At 59.3% G+C, this 19,998-nt stretch carries 20 protein-coding genes and 1 pseudogene; 15 read left to right on the top strand and 6 right to left on the bottom strand.

The window, feature by feature from the left end:
• Positions 1–3: 3 nt before the first annotated feature.
• A complete protein-coding gene (locus ACA041_RS13810; protein WP_150748514.1) occupies positions 4–255 on the bottom strand; it encodes a hypothetical protein in 252 nt (83 codons plus the stop codon).
• A gap of 165 nt (positions 256–420) precedes the next feature.
• Between ACA041_RS13810 and ACA041_RS13805 the strand changes: the two genes are divergently transcribed.
• On the top strand, positions 421–738 hold the full coding sequence (locus tag ACA041_RS13805) for an ElaB/YgaM/YqjD family protein (RefSeq protein ID WP_497441613.1): 318 nt from the start codon (positions 421–423) through the stop codon (positions 736–738).
• Between the two features lie 120 nt (positions 739–858).
• On the opposite strand, the gene ACA041_RS13800 is transcribed toward ACA041_RS13805, so the two are convergent.
• Positions 859–1,899 carry an Ldh family oxidoreductase gene (locus ACA041_RS13800; RefSeq protein WP_497441612.1) on the bottom strand — a complete coding sequence of 347 codons (1,041 nt, stop codon included), beginning with the start codon at positions 1,897–1,899 and terminating at the stop codon, positions 859–861.
• A gap of 236 nt (positions 1,900–2,135) precedes the next feature.
• Between ACA041_RS13800 and ACA041_RS13795 the strand changes: the two genes are divergently transcribed.
• Together ACA041_RS13795 and ACA041_RS13790 are read left to right on the top strand one after the other, a co-directional pair.
• Entirely contained in the window at positions 2,136–6,962 is a 4,827-nt protein-coding gene (locus tag ACA041_RS13795) for a dermonecrotic toxin domain-containing protein (protein WP_497441611.1), read from the top strand.
• A 171-nt stretch (positions 6,963–7,133) separates the two neighbouring features.
• On the top strand, positions 7,134–8,135 hold the full coding sequence (locus ACA041_RS13790; protein ID WP_497441610.1) for a FecR family protein: 1,002 nt from the start codon (positions 7,134–7,136) through the stop codon (positions 8,133–8,135).
• Between the two features lie 55 nt (positions 8,136–8,190).
• Here ACA041_RS13790 and pvdQ read toward each other — a convergent pair whose 3' ends face one another.
• On the bottom strand, positions 8,191–10,536 hold the full coding sequence (gene pvdQ, locus ACA041_RS13785; RefSeq protein ID WP_497441609.1) for a bifunctional acylase PvdQ: 2,346 nt from the start codon (positions 10,534–10,536) through the stop codon (positions 8,191–8,193).
• 251 nt (positions 10,537–10,787) lie between these two features.
• Between pvdQ and ACA041_RS13780 the strand changes: the two genes are divergently transcribed.
• Entirely contained in the window at positions 10,788–11,159 is a 372-nt protein-coding gene (locus tag ACA041_RS13780) for a fe2+ zn2+ uptake regulation protein (RefSeq protein ID WP_497441608.1), read from the top strand.
• A 19-nt stretch (positions 11,160–11,178) separates the two neighbouring features.
• Here ACA041_RS13780 and ACA041_RS13775 read toward each other — a convergent pair whose 3' ends face one another.
• Positions 11,179–11,367, bottom strand: a complete 189-nt coding sequence (locus tag ACA041_RS13775; RefSeq protein WP_064677543.1) for a hypothetical protein — start codon at positions 11,365–11,367, stop codon at positions 11,179–11,181.
• Positions 11,368–11,629: 262 nt separating this feature from the next.
• On the opposite strand from ACA041_RS13775, the gene ACA041_RS13770 reads away from it, so the two are divergent.
• The 8 genes and pseudogenes from ACA041_RS13770 (at position 11,630) to ACA041_RS13735 (ending at position 16,902) form a co-directional block, all read left to right on the top strand.
• Positions 11,630–12,076 carry a DUF411 domain-containing protein gene (locus tag ACA041_RS13770; RefSeq protein WP_497441607.1) on the top strand — a complete coding sequence of 149 codons (447 nt, stop codon included), beginning with the start codon at positions 11,630–11,632 and terminating at the stop codon, positions 12,074–12,076.
• Positions 12,076–12,510, top strand: a complete 435-nt coding sequence (locus ACA041_RS13765) for a YqaA family protein (RefSeq protein WP_497441606.1) — start codon at positions 12,076–12,078, stop codon at positions 12,508–12,510. Before ACA041_RS13770 ends, ACA041_RS13765 begins: the two co-directional genes overlap by 1 nt.
• 85 nt (positions 12,511–12,595) lie before the next feature.
• The gene (locus tag ACA041_RS13760) at positions 12,596–13,621 is read left to right on the top strand and encodes an alpha/beta fold hydrolase (protein ID WP_497441605.1); all 1,026 of its coding nucleotides are present in this window, start codon (positions 12,596–12,598) and stop codon (positions 13,619–13,621) included.
• Positions 13,622–13,634: 13 nt separating this feature from the next.
• The gene (locus tag ACA041_RS13755) at positions 13,635–14,588 is read left to right on the top strand and encodes a D-2-hydroxyacid dehydrogenase family protein (RefSeq protein WP_497441604.1); all 954 of its coding nucleotides are present in this window, start codon (positions 13,635–13,637) and stop codon (positions 14,586–14,588) included.
• Positions 14,552–15,025: pseudogene (locus ACA041_RS13750) on the top strand (cytochrome b). The gene ACA041_RS13755 and the pseudogene ACA041_RS13750 overlap by 37 nt, the downstream one beginning before the upstream one ends.
• Before the next feature lie 27 nt (positions 15,026–15,052).
• The gene (locus ACA041_RS13745) at positions 15,053–15,586 is read left to right on the top strand and encodes a tetratricopeptide repeat protein (protein WP_497441603.1); all 534 of its coding nucleotides are present in this window, start codon (positions 15,053–15,055) and stop codon (positions 15,584–15,586) included.
• A gap of 54 nt (positions 15,587–15,640) precedes the next feature.
• Positions 15,641–16,138 carry an RNA polymerase sigma factor gene (locus ACA041_RS13740; protein ID WP_497441602.1) on the top strand — a complete coding sequence of 166 codons (498 nt, stop codon included), beginning with the start codon at positions 15,641–15,643 and terminating at the stop codon, positions 16,136–16,138.
• Positions 16,135–16,902 (top strand): anti-sigma factor, encoded by a 768-nt coding sequence (locus ACA041_RS13735; protein WP_497441601.1) that lies wholly within the window; start codon positions 16,135–16,137, stop codon positions 16,900–16,902. Before ACA041_RS13740 ends, ACA041_RS13735 begins: the two co-directional genes overlap by 4 nt.
• A 12-nt stretch (positions 16,903–16,914) precedes the next feature.
• On the opposite strand, the gene ACA041_RS13730 is transcribed toward ACA041_RS13735, so the two are convergent.
• Entirely contained in the window at positions 16,915–17,229 is a 315-nt protein-coding gene (locus ACA041_RS13730) for a hypothetical protein (protein WP_497441600.1), read from the bottom strand.
• A gap of 460 nt (positions 17,230–17,689) precedes the next feature.
• Between ACA041_RS13730 and ACA041_RS13725 the strand changes: the two genes are divergently transcribed.
• Together ACA041_RS13725 and ACA041_RS13720 are read left to right on the top strand one after the other, a co-directional pair.
• The gene (locus ACA041_RS13725; protein WP_497441599.1) at positions 17,690–17,974 is read left to right on the top strand and encodes a DUF3077 domain-containing protein; all 285 of its coding nucleotides are present in this window, start codon (positions 17,690–17,692) and stop codon (positions 17,972–17,974) included.
• The gene (locus ACA041_RS13720) at positions 17,971–18,099 is read left to right on the top strand and encodes a hypothetical protein (protein ID WP_497441598.1); all 129 of its coding nucleotides are present in this window, start codon (positions 17,971–17,973) and stop codon (positions 18,097–18,099) included. The genes ACA041_RS13725 and ACA041_RS13720 overlap by 4 nt, the downstream gene beginning before the upstream one ends.
• A gap of 186 nt (positions 18,100–18,285) precedes the next feature.
• Here ACA041_RS13720 and ACA041_RS13715 read toward each other — a convergent pair whose 3' ends face one another.
• Positions 18,286–18,762 carry an MEKHLA domain-containing protein gene (locus tag ACA041_RS13715; protein ID WP_497441597.1) on the bottom strand — a complete coding sequence of 159 codons (477 nt, stop codon included), beginning with the start codon at positions 18,760–18,762 and terminating at the stop codon, positions 18,286–18,288.
• A gap of 202 nt (positions 18,763–18,964) precedes the next feature.
• On the opposite strand from ACA041_RS13715, the gene ACA041_RS13710 reads away from it, so the two are divergent.
• A complete protein-coding gene (locus ACA041_RS13710) occupies positions 18,965–19,996 on the top strand; it encodes a D-cysteine desulfhydrase family protein (RefSeq protein ID WP_497441596.1) in 1,032 nt (343 codons plus the stop codon).
• Positions 19,997–19,998: the final 2 nt, after the last annotated feature.

Here is a 19,998-nt window from a genome sequence, read left to right as displayed (position 1 = left end):
GGGTTATTTGGCAGCCATCAGCCGATTGACCTCACTGCGCACCATGTTCGCGAATTCCGGTGGCGACATGCCGTCGAGTTCCGCACGGACCCACTCGGCCCATTTGCCTTTGCGCTTGGCGCGTTCGCCGAACAACCGTGCCGCCTCGCCCTTGGCTTTGCCCAGATTGTTCTGCCAGAGTTCGAACAGACGGGATTTCTCATCTTCAAGCGCAGCGCGCTCGGTAAGGGGCCTGTCGGCCAGATTGAAGCTCATGGGAGGTACCTGCTGCGTAAAATTGGCGACATCTTACACCGTAGAAAGCAATCTCCTGCGCAGGATTTAGTATCCGCATGACGTCAACAGGTAAATTCGCTGCAACTTTTTCCACGGCGACAGACTCCATTGTTCACTGTCCATTCATCTGCAAGGAGTACCTCAATGGCCCGGAAAACCGCCGCACAAGTCGCCGAAGATCAAATAAAGGATCAGGCCTTCAGCGAGCTGCAATCTCTGATCGAAGAGTCGGAAAAGCTGCTCAAGAGCAGTGCCACACTGGTCGGTGAGGAAGCGGACACCCTCCGTGGGCAAATCGCCCAGAAGCTCCAGCAGGCCCGGGACTCGGTGACCAGTGTCCGTGACCGCACGCTGCCGGCGGTCGAAGCCACCGAAACCTACATCGGTGGTCATCCGTGGCAAACCGTGGCCATCTCCGCCGGTTTCGGCCTGGTGGTCGGGTTACTGCTGGGTCGCCGGTAGGCTGCTGTAGGAGCAAGCTTGCTCGCGATGGACGTTAACGATAACGCGTTTTTCTGAATAAACGCGTCGCCCTTGAGGCCATCGCGAGCAAGCTCGCTCCTACAGTGAAATCGATTCGCCTTAAAGACCTGCTAATTCCCGCAAGTTCGCCAGCGTCTGGGCATCGAGTTCAATACCCTTGGCACAGGCCTTGGCCCGTTGCTGGTGGCGTCGATCTCCCGGCAAACGCTTGAGCCCCACGCCATGCATCTGCCGCACCAGTTCCTGGCTGCGCTCGGCAAAGCTCTGCCCGGCCGCCTTGGTCGGATCGATGACGATCAGTAACTGGCCCGTCCAGGGCGTCTTGGCACCCGGATGGTTCGACCAGTCGAACTCGAAGGAAAAATTGCCCCCGGTCAACGCCGCTGCCAGCAGCTCCACCATCATCGATAACGCCGAACCCTTGTGGCCGCCGAACGGCAGCAACGCGCCCCCTTCCAGAATCGCTTTCGGGTCCTGGGTCGGCTGGCCGAGGCTGTCCACGCCCATGCCCGCGGGCAAGCGTTCGCCCTTGCGCGCGGCGATCTGCACATCACCGTGGGCAATGGCACTGGTGGCCAGGTCGAAGACAATCGGCTCGCCATCGGCCCGCGGCGCGGCGAACGCAATCGGGTTGGTCCCGAACAGCGGTCGATCGGCACCGTGCGGCACCACGCAGGTCATGCTGTTGACCACACTCAGCGCCACCAGCCCTTCGTAGGCGAATGGTTCGACATCCGGCCACAAGGCGGCGAAGTGGTGAGAGTTACGTATCGCCAGCACTGCAATGCCGGCACTGCGGGCTTTTTCCACCAGCAGCGCACGTGCCGCGGCCAGGGCCGGTTGGGCGAAACCGTTGCCGGCGTCAACCCGGACGAAACCCGAAGCCACGTCCTCGACCACCGGCACGGCCTGGCCATTGACCCAGCCGCTTTGCAGCGTCGACACATAACCGGGCATGCGGAATACGCCATGGCTGTGGGCGCCATCGCGCTCGGCGCCGGCGCAGTTTTGCGCCAGCACGCGAGCGACGTCGGCCGACGTACCGTGACGCAGGAAGATCTTCTCAAGCAAACCCGTCAGCGCTTCGCAGGACAGGTTTTGCGAGACAGCATTAGACACTTGATCGTGTGGCGCAGACATCTGAAGCTCCAGACTAATTATTGGAGGGGGCAACAGCGTACGAGAGTTAAGCAAAGCGATTAACAACGCGACCCGAGCCGGCTGTCAATCTTTCGATTGAATGCCGCTCAACCGGCTCAATGTAAACGACCTGGCACGGCACACTGCGATAACTATTTACCACCTTGCCCGCGCAGGCATCACCTAGGTTGGAGGCTCATTCATTGTTCGCCATGTGGCGATCCTATCGAGACTCCATGACCACTTCTCCTTCCCCATTGTTTTTTCCGCAAATACTGGATGAGCCGGGTTTACACGAAGAACTCGGAAAAACCCACTCCCTGTCAGACAAGGACTTTTCCTGGCTCAGCCATATCGAGTTGGCGAGCGATGAACTTCGACAAAAGCAGACGCCCCCCATGTCTGCCGAACAACTGTTTTTTACGGTTAAGGGCAAGACGCCGGTGCCCTTGGCTGGATGTTTCATGTTGTCGTCCACGCCCGACGATAAGGCGGCGATTCTGTACACACCTTACGGCGGCATCGAAAAGTTCGACGACGTCAAATCCCTCAAGGACAAGCTGATCGAGAGACTGGAAACGACCGATCAGAATCAGCTATTGCATTTTGTCTCTATAGACCAACGAACGGCATTGGACGGCGAGGCGATCGCCGAGCTGACGAACGAGATCATTGACGGTGAGGTATTCAAGGACCAGGAAACGCTCATCAAGCACAATCAGCAACAGAATGCACAACGGTTATTGGCGGAGTTGATCCAACTGCCGTCCCTATCGAGCCTGTTGAATGAGATTTTTGCCGATTTGCTGCGTAGCTCCTTTCCAGGACTGGACCAAAACCATTCCCGGGTCAATTTCCTCACCCAATCAGAATCGAACCCGATATTGGAAGAGTCCCTGCCGCTCGGCGATGCCTTTTTGCTTTACTACCGTCACCAATGTTGGCCGTCGTACAGGACCATCGAATTCGTCAACCCAAAACGTACGCTGATACCCGACGACCTCGACCAGAAGCGCGACAAACAGTTATGGCAAAACGCAGTCAAGACCGCCTCCGCCGGGCTGATCCGGTTGCTCGGCGAAAAACTTCGGGCGTATTGGAATCATGTACTGCCGGACGGGCAGACCCGTCGCAAGCTTTTCATTCAGGCCATCAGCGACAAGGCTCGGGCAGACATCCTGTTCAAGCGACAGGACAAGATCATCAGCCCTAAACAAAGCCGGGCACTGGAAATTTTATTCGACCGCAGTACCACTGGAACCGCGCAATTGCCGCTGGTTCCCGAAACTGTGCGCCTGTGGGAATACGCAGCGAATTTCGTCGAGCTGGCGGGCTCATTCATGATTGCTCATCCGGACGCCTATCTCTTTACCCCCGTCAATGGTTTGCAGCTCCTTAAAGACCCTGAGGATTTACAGCGAACCGTGCGAGCCAAGGCCGTCGCCAAAGGGCATGACGATGAACTGTACGAATTACTGGCGCAGGAGGAGCGCCACCGCTTTCTCGGCTTCCAGGAACATCAGGTTTGCGGCGAAGCGATTGCAGGCTCAGTGTTCGAATCGCTGTTTGACTTAATCATCGACAAACAGCGGCAAAACGTCGATTACGCACTGGGTGTATTCCGTCACAGCGACGGTGAAGTGAATATTGCGGCGCTGTTCGACAAGGCACTGGACGTGCGAAGCATGATCGACGATCAGTTGTTGAAATTACCGACACAGGATCGCTGGAGCACAAGCCAGGTCATTACCGGCCAAGCGCGTCCGTCCATTGTTCTGGCCGACAAGGCAACGACCATGTCTAAAACCTTTGATAGCGTGAGATCAGCTATCGAGGTGGAGTGGCTGGCGCAACCTGACGAAACGAATGCGCAGCAGAGAACGTATCTGGAAGGGATGAAATCCAGACTGGCCCATGCCATGTCGGTGGGTATTCGCGGCGAGGCCAACCTTCGTCGGCTCAACCGCACATTGTCTGAAGTCGATAGCACTATTGTCGATACGGTACTCGACCCGGATCGCCCCATCCGCCGCCAGCGTAAAGCGCTGAATGGATTTCGCCCGGATGCCTACTGGTTCAGCCTTGAAACCGAGGGCCATACATCGTCGCTGGCCCTGGCCCATTGTTTCATGCTCACCGAACGCGGCGGCCTGGACGTACGACGTTCAGGCAGGGCGATTCTCTGGACCCCAGCGCTGGGGCTGGAGGTCTTTGAGTCAGTCGCCACGGCCAGGACCGAGCTGCAACGACGCCTGCTTGACCCTATCAAGCGACTGACGCTGCTTGAAAATCTCCTGCCTGCCGAGCGAATGTTCCATAAAACGTACGAATTGGGTAATTTTCGGCCAATCGAGAACAATGTGCTGATCCATCGTCAGCAGGCGGCCATCGAGCATTTTCTGGCGGTTTGCGATCACGTTCGCACGCTGAAACTTACAGATACGGAACAAACAAAAGCCTTGGGCGTACTCAAGCGCCAACCAGCCTTCACCAATCTGCAGCGAGCCAAGGATATCGGCGAGGCCATCGCCACCCAGCAGACCTTGCCGGCCTGGCTGGGGATGGCATCACTCGAAGAACAGCAAAAACATGTCGAAATAATGGAGCAACACCGCCATAGCCTGCCGGAAGGTAAAGACTATCTGCATGGCATAAAAACCCTGGCGGTCTATGTGCACGAGCAGCTGGTGTCCCTGCAAAAAACGCGCTTCCAAGGCACATTCATTGACCCTGACCATGTCAACGTCACCCCTGCCTTAGCCATCGCTGGCCCCGCACAAACGTTGACCGAATTTGCGCTGAATCACGTCAATGTGCTCCAGGGAACAAGTTTCTCCATAGCTTCGACCACCTCAAAGCCACTGCCGAAAGGGATGGATGCCACGGCTGTCAAGCAATTGCTGTTGCTGCTGAACATCAAGTCCGTGTATGAGCAGTTGCTCTCGGAGCAATTGTCGGGCGATAGCGACGAAGCCAAAGCGCGAAAACTACGCTACTTCCAGCAGTTGCCCTGGCACCTGTTGCAAGAGGCCCACGCGCTCAAACTGCAAGAGCAACTGTCGGAGAAAGCGTTCGATGCGATCCAGCAGCTGCTGGACATGCCCAATGCCACGGCCCGGGCCGCGGTGAAAGGTGCAGACGCTATCATCCGCCCACTTGAACTGGTCTCCACAGCCGGCGCCACAGCCATCAAGACCCTGGGAATGTACCTGGTAAGCCCGGGCAAAAGCGTGACCGGTCCGCAGGTGCTCTACGCGCCCTATTTTGTCGGGCCACCCTTCACCGAGTTCGAGACCGAGACCGACCTGCTTACCGCACTCAATACCCCAGGGCCGTTGCAGGACCTGTTGATCCGGCGCCTGCCTGAGTCGTCTCGGGCGACGTTTGAAAACCTGCTCAAATCCACCGTGGGCGAAACCACGGAAATCACCCTCGCTTCAAACCCCATTACTGGCAATGTGCTGGAGCGTCTATTCCAGGACAACATCCTGCTGCTCAAGCAGATGCTGGGCAGTCAATCCACGGTTACCGCGCGAGCCGATTGGGAAAAAGCCAAGGAGCTATTCAGTTCCGGCATCAAGCTGGTGTCTGGATTCCTGCCTGGCAAATTGTCCTGTGGTCTGTTTCTGTGGCAAGCCTACAAGGATTTCAAGGACTCTGCAGAGGCACTGCAAAACCAGCATTGGAAGAACGCATTCAAAGCCTTTATGAACGGTGCGGCGCAGATGATCACCTTGGGGCGGATGATGCAGGGAAATCCGGCCTCTACCCCTGTGCCAGTCATCCCGACAGCCCCCCCCGCAGAACAGCCTGTCGATGCGCCGCAGTGGTCAGCCATCAACACCACCTCCGCGAGCCGGACAACAACGCAATCGTACGAAGCGCCGACTGTCGAGCTGGAAAAGTTTAAGAAAGATGCAACAGAGGGTACTTATCGCGACCCTGCGACAACGCACCACTACGCGCCTGTTGCAGGCAAAGTCTATCGCGTCGCAAAACACGGCGGGGCCTGGCGCATGATGAACGAAACGCAAAAGGGCCCCTTTCTGGAAAAAGCCCCAGGTCCTCATCTGGTACTCGCTGCCGACCCGCAATCCATTCACTATGGCAAGGCGATATCCCGTTTCGCGAACAATGCCACAACCCGAATCATTGCATCGATAGGGTTCAACATCGAAGCACAGGGGATGGATGAAATACGTCGTAAATACCCCGACAAGGCCCGAACAATCGTGCAGGCGATGGATATCGCCAGGTACTACGCCATTAATTGCCTCCACAACTTTTTACAGTTGCGTACCGCCGCTCCAGGCACTCGACTTGACACCTTTTTGAAAACGTTTTTTGGCGTGAACGCTATCGACGCGCCGATTCTGGACAAAATCAAAAAAGTTATCGTGCCAATCTGCCAGGCGCTGGTGGACCCTGGGCTGGACGAACTCGATACCAACAGGTTCGTCGTTGGTTCCAATACTTCACCGGATGCCAATGTGATTGCATTTGCCGTTCAAGCCGACATGCAAAAAAGAGTGTACTTCTCAGAATCTTTTTTCAATCCGGATCTCGATGACTACAAGTTTTTTGTGCCGCTGCAATTCGAGGTGGATGCTCATGCCCAGGCAGTGACGTTTATCCATGAGTTTTCCCACCATTACGCCAAGACGATCGACATCGCCTATCTGGAGGCAAGATTTCCATTCACCGATCTCATCAACACTGCCACGCAAGCTGGAGCGAAATTGAAAGCCAAATCTGAGCGAGTCCAGCGTAAAGCCTTGTCGATGACAACGCCCCGTGATGAGTTGTTTGCCCGAAAGAACTATGTCACGAGGTCGTGGGAAAGCATGGATTCCATTCCCGAAACCGCTCATATCGCCAGGCAAATCATAAAAATCACCGGCACCAAAACATTGAACGAAGCCCGAACCGCCTTTCTGGACCGTGTGAATCCGCAGTTACGGATCGATACGATTCTGAGCAATGCGGACTCGGTAGCGATGCTCATCTGTGAAATGGGCCGGCAGCTGGACACCGCTCCGGCTACACCGGCAGTCTCGCCCTGAGCGCCGAGGGCTTTTGATTATTTTTTCACTCGTTTTCCGGATACTGCATGGCAGCTACCGATTTTTCAGGATGTTTAAATGAAAAACATTGCTCTTTGATGGGTAATTGCCATGACGGTTGTTCTCGCCGACTTCGCTCAAGGTTAGAATGCAGGAAATCAGGATGAGTCAATGACCGACAGCCCTCTCTCGCAAGCCCAACATGACGCCATCACCGATGCCGCTGCGCACTGGTGCATGCGGTTGCACGCCATCGACTGCACCCGGGAAGAGCGGTTGGCGTTCGAGCAATGGCGTGATGCTCATCCGCTGCACGCGTTCGAGTACGAGGCCATGCTGGAAATCTGGGAGGTCGCGGGGGATTTGCCTCGTCCCGAAGCCGTAGTGCCGACTGCCCGGATCAAACCTGCAACGCCTTGGCGAACGGTCGGTATCGCTGCCGCCGTTTGTGCCCTGGCGTTGCCACTGGCCGCCTACAGCGGCTGGAACCTCGGCTGGCTGCCCGATTCCTACCAGCACTTCGAAGCCGGCGAGACGGTCCGTCAAGTGACCCTGAGCGATGGCAGCCAGGTGGAGCTGAACCTGGGCAGCGAGCTGACGTTCAGCAACTACAAGGACCATCGCCGCGTCACGCTGACAAAGGGCGAAGCTTTTTTCAGCGTCAGTCACGACACCGCACACCCGTTTATCGTCAAGGCCGCGGACGGCAGGATTCGGGTAACCGGAACCCGATTCAACGTCTGGATGTATGAGGATCAGGTACGCGTCAACCTGATTGAAGGTTCGGTGCTGGTGAGCAGCAACGATGATCTTGCGGGCGATGGCTTGCGTCTCGGGCCGGCGATGCAGGCCCGTTATAAACACGGCGACTACACACCGCAGATCAGCCAGACCTACGCCAACGACAATTCATTGGCCTGGCGCAGTGGCAAACTGGTGCTGGACGATCTGGCGCTGTCCGACGCCCTGCCCCTGATCAATCGCTACCTGGGCAAGCCGGTCATGTTGGCCGACCACAGTACCGGCGCGATCCGCCTCGGTGGCATCTACAACATCAAGGAACTCAACAGCCTGGTGGCGTCGCTGCCCAAGGTGCTGCCGGTCTACGTGACCCGCAACAAGGATGGCAACCCGGTCCTCAACGCTATTCCGCAACAGCCCCCGAAAAGCTGAAGGCCGCAGCCCTTGCGGGGTGCGGCCTCCATTGCTGCTTAGAACATCCTGCGCTTTATTGCCTGGCCACCTTCCCGGCTTTTTCATCCTGCTCGCGAAGGGTCATGGCCTGATACTGCGGGTCGGCCGTGATCTGCTGTTCGGTGAACGGCAACACACTCAACTGCTTCTTCGAAAAGGCCAGGGTCTGGTCCCGGGCGTACTTCGACTCCGGGTCGCTGGACAGCGAGAAGGCCAGCAGCCCCTGGGCCTGCGGTCCCTTGTCGTCAAAGGTCACCACTTGCAGATAACTGGTGCCGCTGACGACTTCGCGCTTGCCGTCGGCTCTCGGCACGCTCTGGATGGCGTTATATACCCCAAGGGTGCCCGGACCGCCGTGAATCGGCGTTTGCTGGCCACCGCTGCTGACCACCTGGATATCACCCCAACGGCTGTCAGCCTTCAAACCTGATTTTTTAATCTGCTCCACCGAGGCCAGCATTGCTTCGCGGATGGCCTTCGCCACTGGCGGACGATCCACGGCCAGGCCAAGCGGCGTATGCTGCGGGTCTTTCGGATCGAACTCGACGCGCCACACATCAGGCGTTTCCTGCAGCGCCTCCATGACGTTCTGGAAATGCACGAACCCCAAACCACTGTCCAGATTCGCACTGCGGTCCCAGGCCTTGAGGCTGGCACACACTGGCGCCAGCGTCGGCGCATCGCCCCCCAGGTCTGCCGCACAGAATTGCAGCAGGTCCGGCATCACTTGCATGGCCTGGTACACCTGGTCGTCCAGCACCATGCGCTGCAGGTCCGTTGCCTTGATCGGGCCGGCCTTGCCCAGGGTATCCAGGCGATCCAGGGCAAAGCGCGAGCGCAGCCCCAAAGGCTGGCTGTCCTGGCTGATCAGCGGCGAGAAGCCGGTGAGCGGTTGTGCCGGGTTGGCCATCCATGCCGAATCGTTGGAGTGCTGCACGAAGTCCTGGCGCAACAATTGCGGCAACCGCTCTGCCGCATAAATACCTTTTTGCGCCGCCTGCGGATCGATGTCCCAGGCGCACGCGCTGTTGGAACCGTCGAGTACGATCATCTGCAGCCCGGCCCGCGGATCGCTGCAGCGGGCCAGTTTGTCGGCACTCACGTTCGGCACCACCGACAGGTTCATGTACAGCGTCTGCCCCTGATCGTCCGCCGCCAGGGTATTGACCCAGGGGATGCCCTGGATGTCATGCACCGAGGCCTGAAACGCCTTGAGGCTGGTAGCACGGTTCATCGCGTACCACTGCTGCAGCACCCGATCGTTGTCCAGGTTGGCATCGCGCAGGCTGTAGGCAAACCGGTTGTCCCAGTCGAGCTTTCCCGGCCACTGCACGATCGGGCCGAATTGCGAACTGTAGACCTCACGGGACACCGCCCGGGTCTGCCCATCCGGTTGTTTTACCTGCACGGTCACCGTCTGTCGCTTCATCGGCAATGACTGGCCGTCGAGCAGGTAGCGGGTCGGATCCTTGGGGTCGAGTTGCAGGCGATACAGGGTGAAATGTTTGGACGAGTCCACGGTGTGGGTCCAGGCCAGGTGCTGGTTGAAACCGATGTTGATCAGCGGCAGGCCGGGCAACGCGGCGCCCATGACGTCAAGCTTGCCGGGAATGGTCAGGTGCATCTGATAGAAACGCATGCCGCCGACCCACGGAAAATGCGGATTGGCCAGCAACATGCCGCGGCCATTGAAGGAGCGCTCGCTACCCACCGCCACTGCGTTGCTGCCCCGATCCAGGGCAAAGCGCTGCAAGCGCGTATCGGCGAGCTGGAACGATGCCGGGGCAGCGGCTGTTTGAGTTACCGCTTTGGGAGGGGTGGCACCGGCCAAGGCTTCGGCGAACTGCCCCACGCCGCCTTCGACCAGCAGACGACGGGTCAACTTGACCAGGTCCTGAGGCGTGATCTCACGCACCCAGTCGCCCTGGCACTGCTGTGGCAAACCCTGGGTCCGCCGCTCTTTCAGGGAACGGTTATAGCCGGCCACGTAACCTTCCATGAGCTGGCGGATCTGCGGGGTTTGCGCCTGCCAGAAAGCATCGACCGCCTGGGGGGTGTTCAACCAGGTGAAAAACACATCGCTGACCCGGTTTTCCCGCTCTTCGACGGTGAATTGATCCGGGCCGAAATAGCGTGAGCGTTCGCCATTCACCGTGGTGATCTCATTGGCCAGCAGGCACAGGTTGTCCTGGGCGTAGGCATAGCCGATGCCATAGCCGAGGCCGCGTTCATTTTCGGCGCGAATATGCGGCACGCCGAAACTGGTGCGACGGATATCGGCAGTCGCCTGCTCCGGCTGGCTGCGTGCGTTTGCCGCAAGACTCAAGCCCACCAACATGGCGGCAAGGCTCAACCTGGTTAACTGCCTGGAAATAATCACGCTCGCTCCTGATCGTATAAACGAAGGTCACACCCTGCGATTTGCCCGCAATGTGCCTCCCCCTAAGGACGAAGCGAACGAAAAAAAATTTAGGGCGTTGGCCCCCGCCATTGCGGCGTCTGACGTGGCGCTGACGCGATGGTGACAAAATTTCTACATTTGAGCCTTCATGATTTGCCCGGCTCATACGTCTTATTGAATGAGAGCACCCATCACATTTTCCGGTTCAGGCTCTGATAAGGAGTTTTTGCATGTACAACTCGCAACTGCCAACGGACGGTAGCACTGCGCCAAAGAGCTCCTCGATGGGCTCCGGCGTTTTCGATCAACGTACCGAGCGCAACGGCAACGAGCGGATCAGATACCTGCTCAAGAGCTTTGGCCTGCGCACCAGTCTGATTCGCCTGAAAGTCATCGACGCCTTGCTGACCGCCGCCGAAAGCGAGCGCAGCCTGGGGGTGCGCGGCGTGCACAGTCACTTGCTGGACCTGGATATCCCGCTGTCATTTCTCAGTGTGCGCGAAGTATTGAAGCGCTTGTGCGGCGAAGGCGTGATCACCCTCAATCCGGACAAAAGCTACAGCCTGCATCCACAGGCCGCCGCCGTTCTTCACCACGACTAACCAGGCCGATGGGCGCCGCTCAGGGCTTGACCTTGCGGCGCATCACGCCATTGATCACCACCACCAGCACCGCCACGCCAATCGCAATGTACTGGAACAGTTTTTCGTCGATGACGCCGGTGTTCTGCAGATAAGAAAGGCCGAACATGATTCCCAGCACCACCAGGGAGATCAGAATCGAGTATTTCAAACGTTGCGACTGGGTCATTGCCATTTCCTGAATGTGAGTCTGAAGCTGAAATATGTATAGGCGAATGCATGCCAGGCCCCTACCGTTTTTCAGGGATGGGCGGCTGCACACGGGGTCTCATGTTACAGCCGATGAAGCGTTTTGGCTTCTCGCGCTGATAATCGCGGGATTTTCCAGTGTTGCGGGAATCCAGAATCACTTCGAAACACTCTCCCGCCTCGTGGTTGTCTAGAATGGTCAGAATGCAGTTTTTCTGGCCGTAACCGAAACGAGATCCCCCATGCGAACCCATCTGCGTCTGGCCGCCCTGAGCGCCCTGTTCATCTCCTCCCTGGCCCAGGCCGCCGACTTGATCCCGATCGAAGTCCATCGCGACGCCAACTGCGGCTGCTGCAAAAAATGGATCAGTCACCTGGAAGCCAACGGCTTCAAGGTCGAGGATCGCGTAGAAACCAACATGAGCGAATTCAAGCAGCAGCACGGCGTGCCGCCGCGTCTGTCGTCGTGCCACACCGGTCTGATCAACGGCAAATTCGTGGAAGGCCATGTGCCGGCCGATCAGGTACTGGCCCTGAGCAAGCGCGACGATCTGCTGGGTGTCGCCGCCCCCGGCATGCCCATGGGTTCGCCCGGCATGGAAATGGACGGCATGAGCGATGCCTATCAAGTGATCGGCCTCAAGAAGGACGGCACTGACGTGGTGGTGGCGGACTACCCTGCCCATTGATGTCCGGCGCCTATATCGGTCTGTTCTTTGCCGCGTTCGGTGCTGCGACCCTGTTGCCGTTGCAGTCCGAAGCGCTGCTGGTGGGATTGCTGCTCAGCGACCGGTACTGGCTCTGGCTTTTGCTGGCCGTGGCGACGCTGGGCAATGTCTTGGGGTCGCTGGTCAACTGGTGGCTGGGCCGTGGCATCGAGCGTTTCCACGATCGGCGCTGGTTTCCGGTCAGTCCGCGCCATCTGGAAAAAGCCCGCGTTCACTATCAGCGCTACGGTCACTGGTCCTTGCTGCTCAGTTGGGTGCCGGTCATCGGTGATCCGCTGACCCTGATGGCCGGTGTGATGCGCGAGCCGCTGGGGCGATTCCTGCTGATTGTGACCCTCGCCAAAGGCGCACGTTACGGCGTACTGGCCCTTGCCACCCTGGGCTGGATGGGTTGAACGATCTTTTGCCGCGGTTGCCTGTGTTTAATGTCGCCCTAATCATGCCGATCCAGCATCGGCGGATTTCCTATGGAGTTCACCCATGTCCCAGACACGCTCGCGCTGGCTGCCCAGCCTGCTGCTGACCGCCGCACTGCCGGTCATCGCTCACGCCGAAGGCCCGGAATATGGCCCGCAACTGCAAGGCTTCGAATACCCCTACACGGTCAAGCATTTCGACTTCCAGTCCCAGGGCAAGTCCCTGCAAATGGGCTACATGGACGTCGCCGCCAACGGCAAGGCCAACGGGCGCAGCGTGGTATTGCTGCACGGCAAGAATTTCTGCGGCGCGACCTGGGACACCTCGATCAAGGCCCTGAGCGACGCCGGTTACCGGGTGATCGCCCCGGACCAGATCGGTTTCTGCACCTCCAGCAAACCGGACAACTATCAGTACAGCTTCCAGCAATTGGCCACCAACACCCAGCAACTGCTCAAGGCCCTGGGCATCCAGAAGGCCACCTTGCTCGGGCACTCCACCGGCGGCATGCTCGCCACGCGCTATGCGCTGCAGTATCCCGATCAGGTCGAACAGCTGGCACTGGTCAACCCTATCGGCCTGGAAGACTGGAAAGCCCTCGGCGTGCCCTATCGCACCGTGGATCAATGGTATGAGCGCGAACTCAAGGTCACCGCGCAAGGCATCCGCGACTACGAGCGCAGCACCTATTACGACGGCCGCTGGAAGCCCGAGTACGACCGCTGGGTGGACATGCTCGCTGGCCTGAGCAAAGGCCCGGGCAAGACGCAGGTGGCGTGGAATTCGGCGTTGATCTACGACATGATCTTCACCCAACCGGTGTACTACGAGTTCAAGGACTTGAAGATGCCGACGCTATTGCTGATCGGCACTTCCGACACCACGGCCATCGGCAAGGACATTGCGCCCCCCGAGGTCAAGGCGAAGATCGGTCACTACGAGGTACTCGGCAAACAGGTGGCGAAACTGATTCCCCGGTCGACCCTGGTCGAGTTCCCCGGCATGGGCCACGCGCCGCAGATGGAAGAACCGGCGAAATTCCATCAGGCGCTGCTGGCCTGGCTGAACAAGACCAATCCCGTTCCTTGATGAGGTAAGGCTGATGGCGGTGCAGATTGCGGTAATCGATGACTGGCAGGACGTGGCCCGGGACGTGGTGGACTGGTCGGCGCTGGACGCCATTGGCCAGGTGAGTTTTGTCCATGACTACCCTGCCGACAACGCCACCCTGGCAGCGCGCCTGGGTGAGTTTGAAGTGATCTGCGTGATGCGCGAGCGCACCCGGTTCGACGAGGACCTGTTGCGACAGTTGCCGAAACTCAAACTGCTGGTCACCGGCGGCATGCGCAACGCCGCCCTGGACCTGAAAGCCGCGGCTGCGCTGGGCATCCAGGTTTGCGGCAGCGACAGCTACAAACACGCCGCGCCGGAATTGACCTGGGCGCTGATCATGGCGGCAACCCGCAACCTGGTGGTTGAAGCCAATGCCCTGCGCGCAGGCAAATGGCAGCAGGGGCTGGGCGGCGACCTGAACGGCAAAACCCTGGGCATTCTTGGTTTGGGCAGCATCGGCCAGCGTGTTGCCCAATTTGGCCAGGTGTTCGGCATGCGGGTGATCGCCTGGAGTGAAAACCTGACCGCCGAGCGCGCGGGCGAAGCCGGCGTGACTTACGTCAGCAAACAGGAACTGTTCGAACAGGCCGATGTGCTGTCGGTGCATCTGGTGCTCAGCGAGCGCAGCCGGGGAATGGTCGACGCCCAGGCATTGGACTGGATGAAGCCCACTGCGCTGCTGGTCAACACCGCCCGCGGGCCGATCGTCGATGAACCGGCGCTGATCAAGGCCCTGCAGAAACAACGCCTGGCCGGCGCTGCGCTGGACGTGTTCGAGCAGGAGCCGTTGCCCGCGCATCATCCGTTCCGGACGCTGGAGAATGTGCTGGCCACGCCGCATGTCGGGTATGTCAGTCGGCAGAACTATCAGCAGTTCTTTTCGCAGATGATCGAAGATATTCAGGCCTGGTCGGCCGGGGACCCGATTCGGGTACTGAGCTGATACCGAATCATCGTTCTCAGGAATTGCAGGCGTTGCACATTTCCTGCGGCATTCTGCTGACCGTGATCGTCATCGGCCGGCTGCTCTGGCGCCTGACCCGGGGCCGTCGATTGCCGCCTGCCAATCAGGGCATCATGAACATTCTGGCGAAAACCGCGCACCTGGCGCTCTATGTCTTGTTGCTGAGCCAGATCCTGTTGGGTTTTCTGTTGCGCTGGGCCCAGGCAGAACCTTTCAACTTTTTCGGGCTGTTCGCTGTCCCAACCCTGATCACCTTCGATAAAAGCATGAAGTCCGTGTTTGGCGGCCTGCATGAGTAAGTGGCCTGGTCCATCGTGATCCTGGCTGGGCTGCATGCGTTAATGGCGCTGGTTCATCATTACGGCCTGCGGGACAATACCTTGCGCCGCATGCTGCCGGGCCGTGGTTCGAACTGAAACGCATCAATCTGTGGAGCACTGTCCATGAACATCCGTTTTGCTGCTTTCACTACCCCGCTGCTGCTGGCCTTCGCGCTGTCGGGTTCACTTGCATTCGCCGAGGGTGATGAAGAGGAACCTGTCAAAAAACCCAACTGCCCCAAAGGTCAGGTCTGGGATAGCAAACAGCAGAAATGCCTGATGCAGGACAGCCGCCTGGTCCCGGACGCCGACCGTACCGATTACGCCTATCGCCTGGCCAGGGACGGGCGCTACGAAGAAGCCCTCGCGATGCTCGATACACTCCAACAGCCAAACACCGCCAAGGCCTTGAACTATCGCGGTTATGCCACGCGTAAACTGGGGCGCACCGACGAAGGCATCGGTTATTACCTGCAAGCGGTAAAACTCGACCCGCAGTACGCGCAAGTGCGTGAGTACCTGGGCGAAGCCTATGTGGTCAAAGGTCGGATGGACCTGGCGCAGGAGCAGTTGCAGCAGATCAAATCGATCTGTGGCAGCACCTGCGAGGAGTATCAGGACCTGGCCGCTGCCATCAACGACTCGTCGAAAACCTGACACCCCGAGCGGACGGAGGTCGCCATCGCCAGCGATCAGGCAGTACGGGCCGAATTGGGCCAGCATCTGGGGCGTCTATGGCGCTACGGCCTGCTGCTGTCCCGGCAACGGCAGGTCGCCGAAGACCTGGTCCAGGCGACCTGCGTGCGGGCGCTCGAACGTGCCGGGCAGTTTGTCCCGGGCACCCGCATGGACCTTTGGCTGCTGAGCATTGTGCATTCGATCTGGCGCAACGAAGTCCGCTCGCGCCGGGTGCGTCAGGGCCAGGGGCTGTTGGATGCCGGCAACGCCTTGTCGTTCGAGGGTGAACACGCGGCGCCCACCCATGTCCTTGCCGCCCAGGTGATCCGCCGTGTCGATGCGCTGCCCGAAGCCCAGCGTACAACGGTATTTCTCGCCTACGTCGAGGGCTTGTCCTACCCCGAGGTCGCCGAGGTCCTGCAAGTACCGATCGGCACCGTCATGAGCCGCCTGGCCGTCGCACGGGTGAAGCTCGCCGAGTACCCGCCGTTGCATGCCGTGCCGAACCCCTCCACAGGGGAGCGTCGATGAACGATCGCGCGATCCCTTCGGACGAGCAACTGGTGGCCTACCTCGACGACCAGCTCGACAGCGAACAGCGCGGCCGCATCGACGCCGCCATCGCCGAAGACTCGCTGCTCAACCTGCGCCTGCAATGGCTGGCCCGCAGCAGCCTGCCGTTCAAGGACGCCTACGATGAAGTGGGTCGGCAAGCGCCCACGGAACGCTTGCAGTCCATGCTCGACACCTTGCCCAACCCCGAGCACCCGGCGATGAATCGGCGCTGGTTCCTGGCAGCGGCCGCCGCGTTGGTGGCCAGCGGCGTGGTGGCGGACCGGCTGTTTCTCGGCTGGCAATCGAACCAGCAGGAAAACAACTGGCGCGCACTGGTCGCGGACGCCATGGCGCTCTACGTGCCGCAAACCCTGGACCATCTGCCCAGCGACGAAGCCACCCAGCGTGCGCAACTGCGCACCCTCGACGCGCGCCTGGGCCTCAAGCTGCTGCCAGCCAAATTGAACTTGCCGCGCGTGCAATTCAAGCGCGCGCAAATCCTCGAATACGACGGAGTGCCCATCGCCCAGATGACCTGGCTGGACCCGACGCACGGTCCGCTGGCGCTGTGCATTACCCGCGCCAGCAGCGGCAATCGACCCTTTGCGCACGAGCGTCGACGGGGGCTCAATGTGGTGTATTGGGCAGACATGGAACACGCGTGGATGTTGATCGGGCATAACCCGGCAGTGGAACTGGAGGAGATGGCCAAATTATTGCGAAGCCGACTCGGTGCTTGAGTGCAATGGCGGCTATGCACGGTTGTTGCGGATCGGCTGGCAGTACTCATCGACAATGGCATCGCGATGGTTTGCGGATTTCATCAGGTCACTGGCCCTGGGTGGTTCTCCGGCCGCCCCCTGGATCAATGTGTATTCCACTTCGTCCCCGACGGAAAAACAGACCTCGCCTTCAGCCGTGCAATTGGCGCCTATCCGGACTGCCAACCTGCAAGAGCAACCTTCGGTAGTGACCATGGCAAAGGTCGTCGGGATCGCTCCGACCTCGACCACGGTCAAAGCGCTGATCGTCCCCATTCTGATTATTGGAGTGACCGGTTCTCTCATTTCTGCTCTCCCTGCAGCCGTTCATGCCACCTCGGCTTGATGGCAGGGAGACATTGAAACGCGCAAGTGATGGCAGTGACTACTGTCAGGTTTGACAGTACGGCCCGGGAACGAAGAGCAAACGCTACCGCTTGTCGATTTTGCGCAGTCGCAAAATAATCACCTGAGCTGAAAGGGCTTTTGTGCCGGTTGACTGCCTAAGCCTCACTCCCTATCCTCGCGCCTGTCACGACTCATTCGTGATCGGGTTTGACGGCCCGTTATCTTCACGACGCGCATAGCCTATCTCTGCTCGAGCACTTTCGTGCCCGCAGCATTGCATTATGGCGACTGTGCGTGGGGCACCTCAGGGTGCGCCGGGTTTCCGTGAAGACCGGTCCGTCAACCTGCGCACAGTTGCCACCTTATTCGTTTGACGGCGATTCGTGGCAGCGCTTCTGAACTTCACGGAGCTACACCAATGACCGAACCAACCACAAAATCCACCCCCTTCGCCCGCTGCGACCACGTCGACCATCACCTGTTCGCCGTTCAGCCCGATATCCCGTTACTCGACGCCCTCGAACACGCCTCGGTCTACCTCAGCTGCGCCGAAGACCTGGCCCACCAGGCCCCTAATGCCACCCGTCCCGAACACGCGGCTTCATTACGCTGGGCCAGTCGCCAGATGCTCGGCACGGCACGCTCATTGGTCCAGGCTTCAATCGACGGCCTGCACGCCGCTCAAGCGCAAGGTGATGCATGAACCCGCCCATCACACGAGCCAATGGTGCCAACGTGCAACAGATCGCTCATGCCGCGGCGATGCTGCTGCGTGATGGCTGTGATGTGATGGAGGTGTTGGGCCGGCAGACTAGTGCGCAGCACTGAAATGCTACTTCACTCCCCTGCCTGGCAATGACCTGTGGGAACGGGCTTGCTCGCGATGGCGGCGAATCAGTCAATACTGATTTGAGGATCAACCGCTATCGCGAGCAAGCTCGCTCCCACAGGTTCCGCTCCTTGACTGACAAATATTCAGGCCCCATTGCGAGGCGAAGCGGTCCCACCCGTTCCTCACTCCACCCGGCCGATACGCAGTTCATCCGGCCAGAACAGCGCCGCCTGGCCCCGATGTTCACCGCGCTGATCGATCAGCGTCCAGACTTTGCCCTCGTGAATCATGAATGCGTTGCCATCCTTGTCCACCCGATAGCCACTGTAGCCATGGGCAATGCCGTTAGCCGTGACCTGGTCCAGCAGCGATTGCCGCATGGCGCGATCCAGCGGCGAAGCGCTGAACCGTGATGGCATGCCCAGGAACGCTGAGCGCGGGTATTTGAAGCAGGCCAGCGCCTGTTCATTGGCGTAGAAGAAACAAGGGTCGTCCTCAGTGCCATGGGCCAGCAGGCCGTAAGGCGCATGCGCGTGCAACCAGTGCAAGCGTTCAATTCCTGTCAGCGCCCAGGGAGCCGGCAGGCTATCACCGGTCCAGTGGCGATAAGCGTCGTCCAGCAGTTGCACATAAGCGATGTATTCATTGATTGGCGACACTCACCCTTCACTGCAAAAGCATTGATTATCCGACGCAGCGTAGCCTATCGAAACCTGCTGGAAAAATCCGCCTCCACAGCGGTCGAGCCATGCGCCATTATGTACATCATGTAACAAGAGTAATAACTGGCGAAGGGGTTATCACGGGGAGCCCTTGTTCATACAGTCCCATGAATAAACTGCGAACAACGAGGCCCTATTGATGCAAACCCTACTGGACAAGTCACTGAGTTCTTTTGCGCGAGCAAACCTGTTGCAAGGGCCCACTCCGATTCAGCGGGCCGAACGCCTGGAACAGCTATTGGGCCTGAAGTCCCGGGGCATCGGCCTGTTTCTCAAGCGCGACGATCACATGTTGATTGGCGGTGGCGGCAACAAGCTGCGCAAGCTCGAATTCCATATCGGAGCGGCGCTGGAAGCGGGGATCGACACGGTCATAACCGTGGGTGGCCTGCAATCGAACCATGCGCGCCTGACCGCCGCCGTGTGTGCTCGCCTGGGCATCACCTGCGAATTGATCCTGACCCGGTCGGTTCCCAAGGCCGATGTGGATTACGAACTCAACGGCAACGTCCTGCTCGATCAGTTGTTCGGCGCACACTTGCAGGTACTGGCCGGGGGCAGCGACTCGGTCGCCAAGGCCGAAATACGCGCCGCGCAACTTCGGGATTCCGGGCGCAAGGTACTGGTGATTCCTACGGGCGGTTCCACGCCCCTGGGCAGTCTCGGTTATGCGCGCTGCGCGGCGGAGATCGCACAGCAGGAGACCGAGCTGGGCCAGCGCTTCAACCAGGTCGTGGTGCCCAACGGCAGCGCCGGGACCCATGCCGGGCTCGCGACCGGCTTCCAGTTGCTGGATCGCGGCGCATCGATCGTCAAATCCTATTCGGTATTATCCGATCGAGACACCTCGGCAGCCCGGACCCTGCAATTGACCCGGGACGCCCTGACGTTGCTGGGCAGCAGCGCCCTCGTGCAGCCTGAAGAGATTGTCATCGACGGCAGTCAGTTGGGTGACGGTTACGGCCTGCCGACCCAGGCCATGCAAGACGCCGTACGCCTGATGGCCCAGGCCGAAGGCTTGTTGATCGACCCGGTGTATTCCGGGAAAGCCTTCGCCGGGCTGCTGGCCGATCTAAAGCAAGAGCGCTTGCGTTCCGGGGACAACGTATTGTTCGTGATGACCGGCGGCACACCGGGCCTCTACGCCTACCGGGACACCTTTGTGTTCTGAGG

This window comes from Pseudomonas sp. LBUM1676 (assembly GCF_059695605.1).
This window is presented reverse-complemented; position numbering and strand designations above follow the sequence as displayed.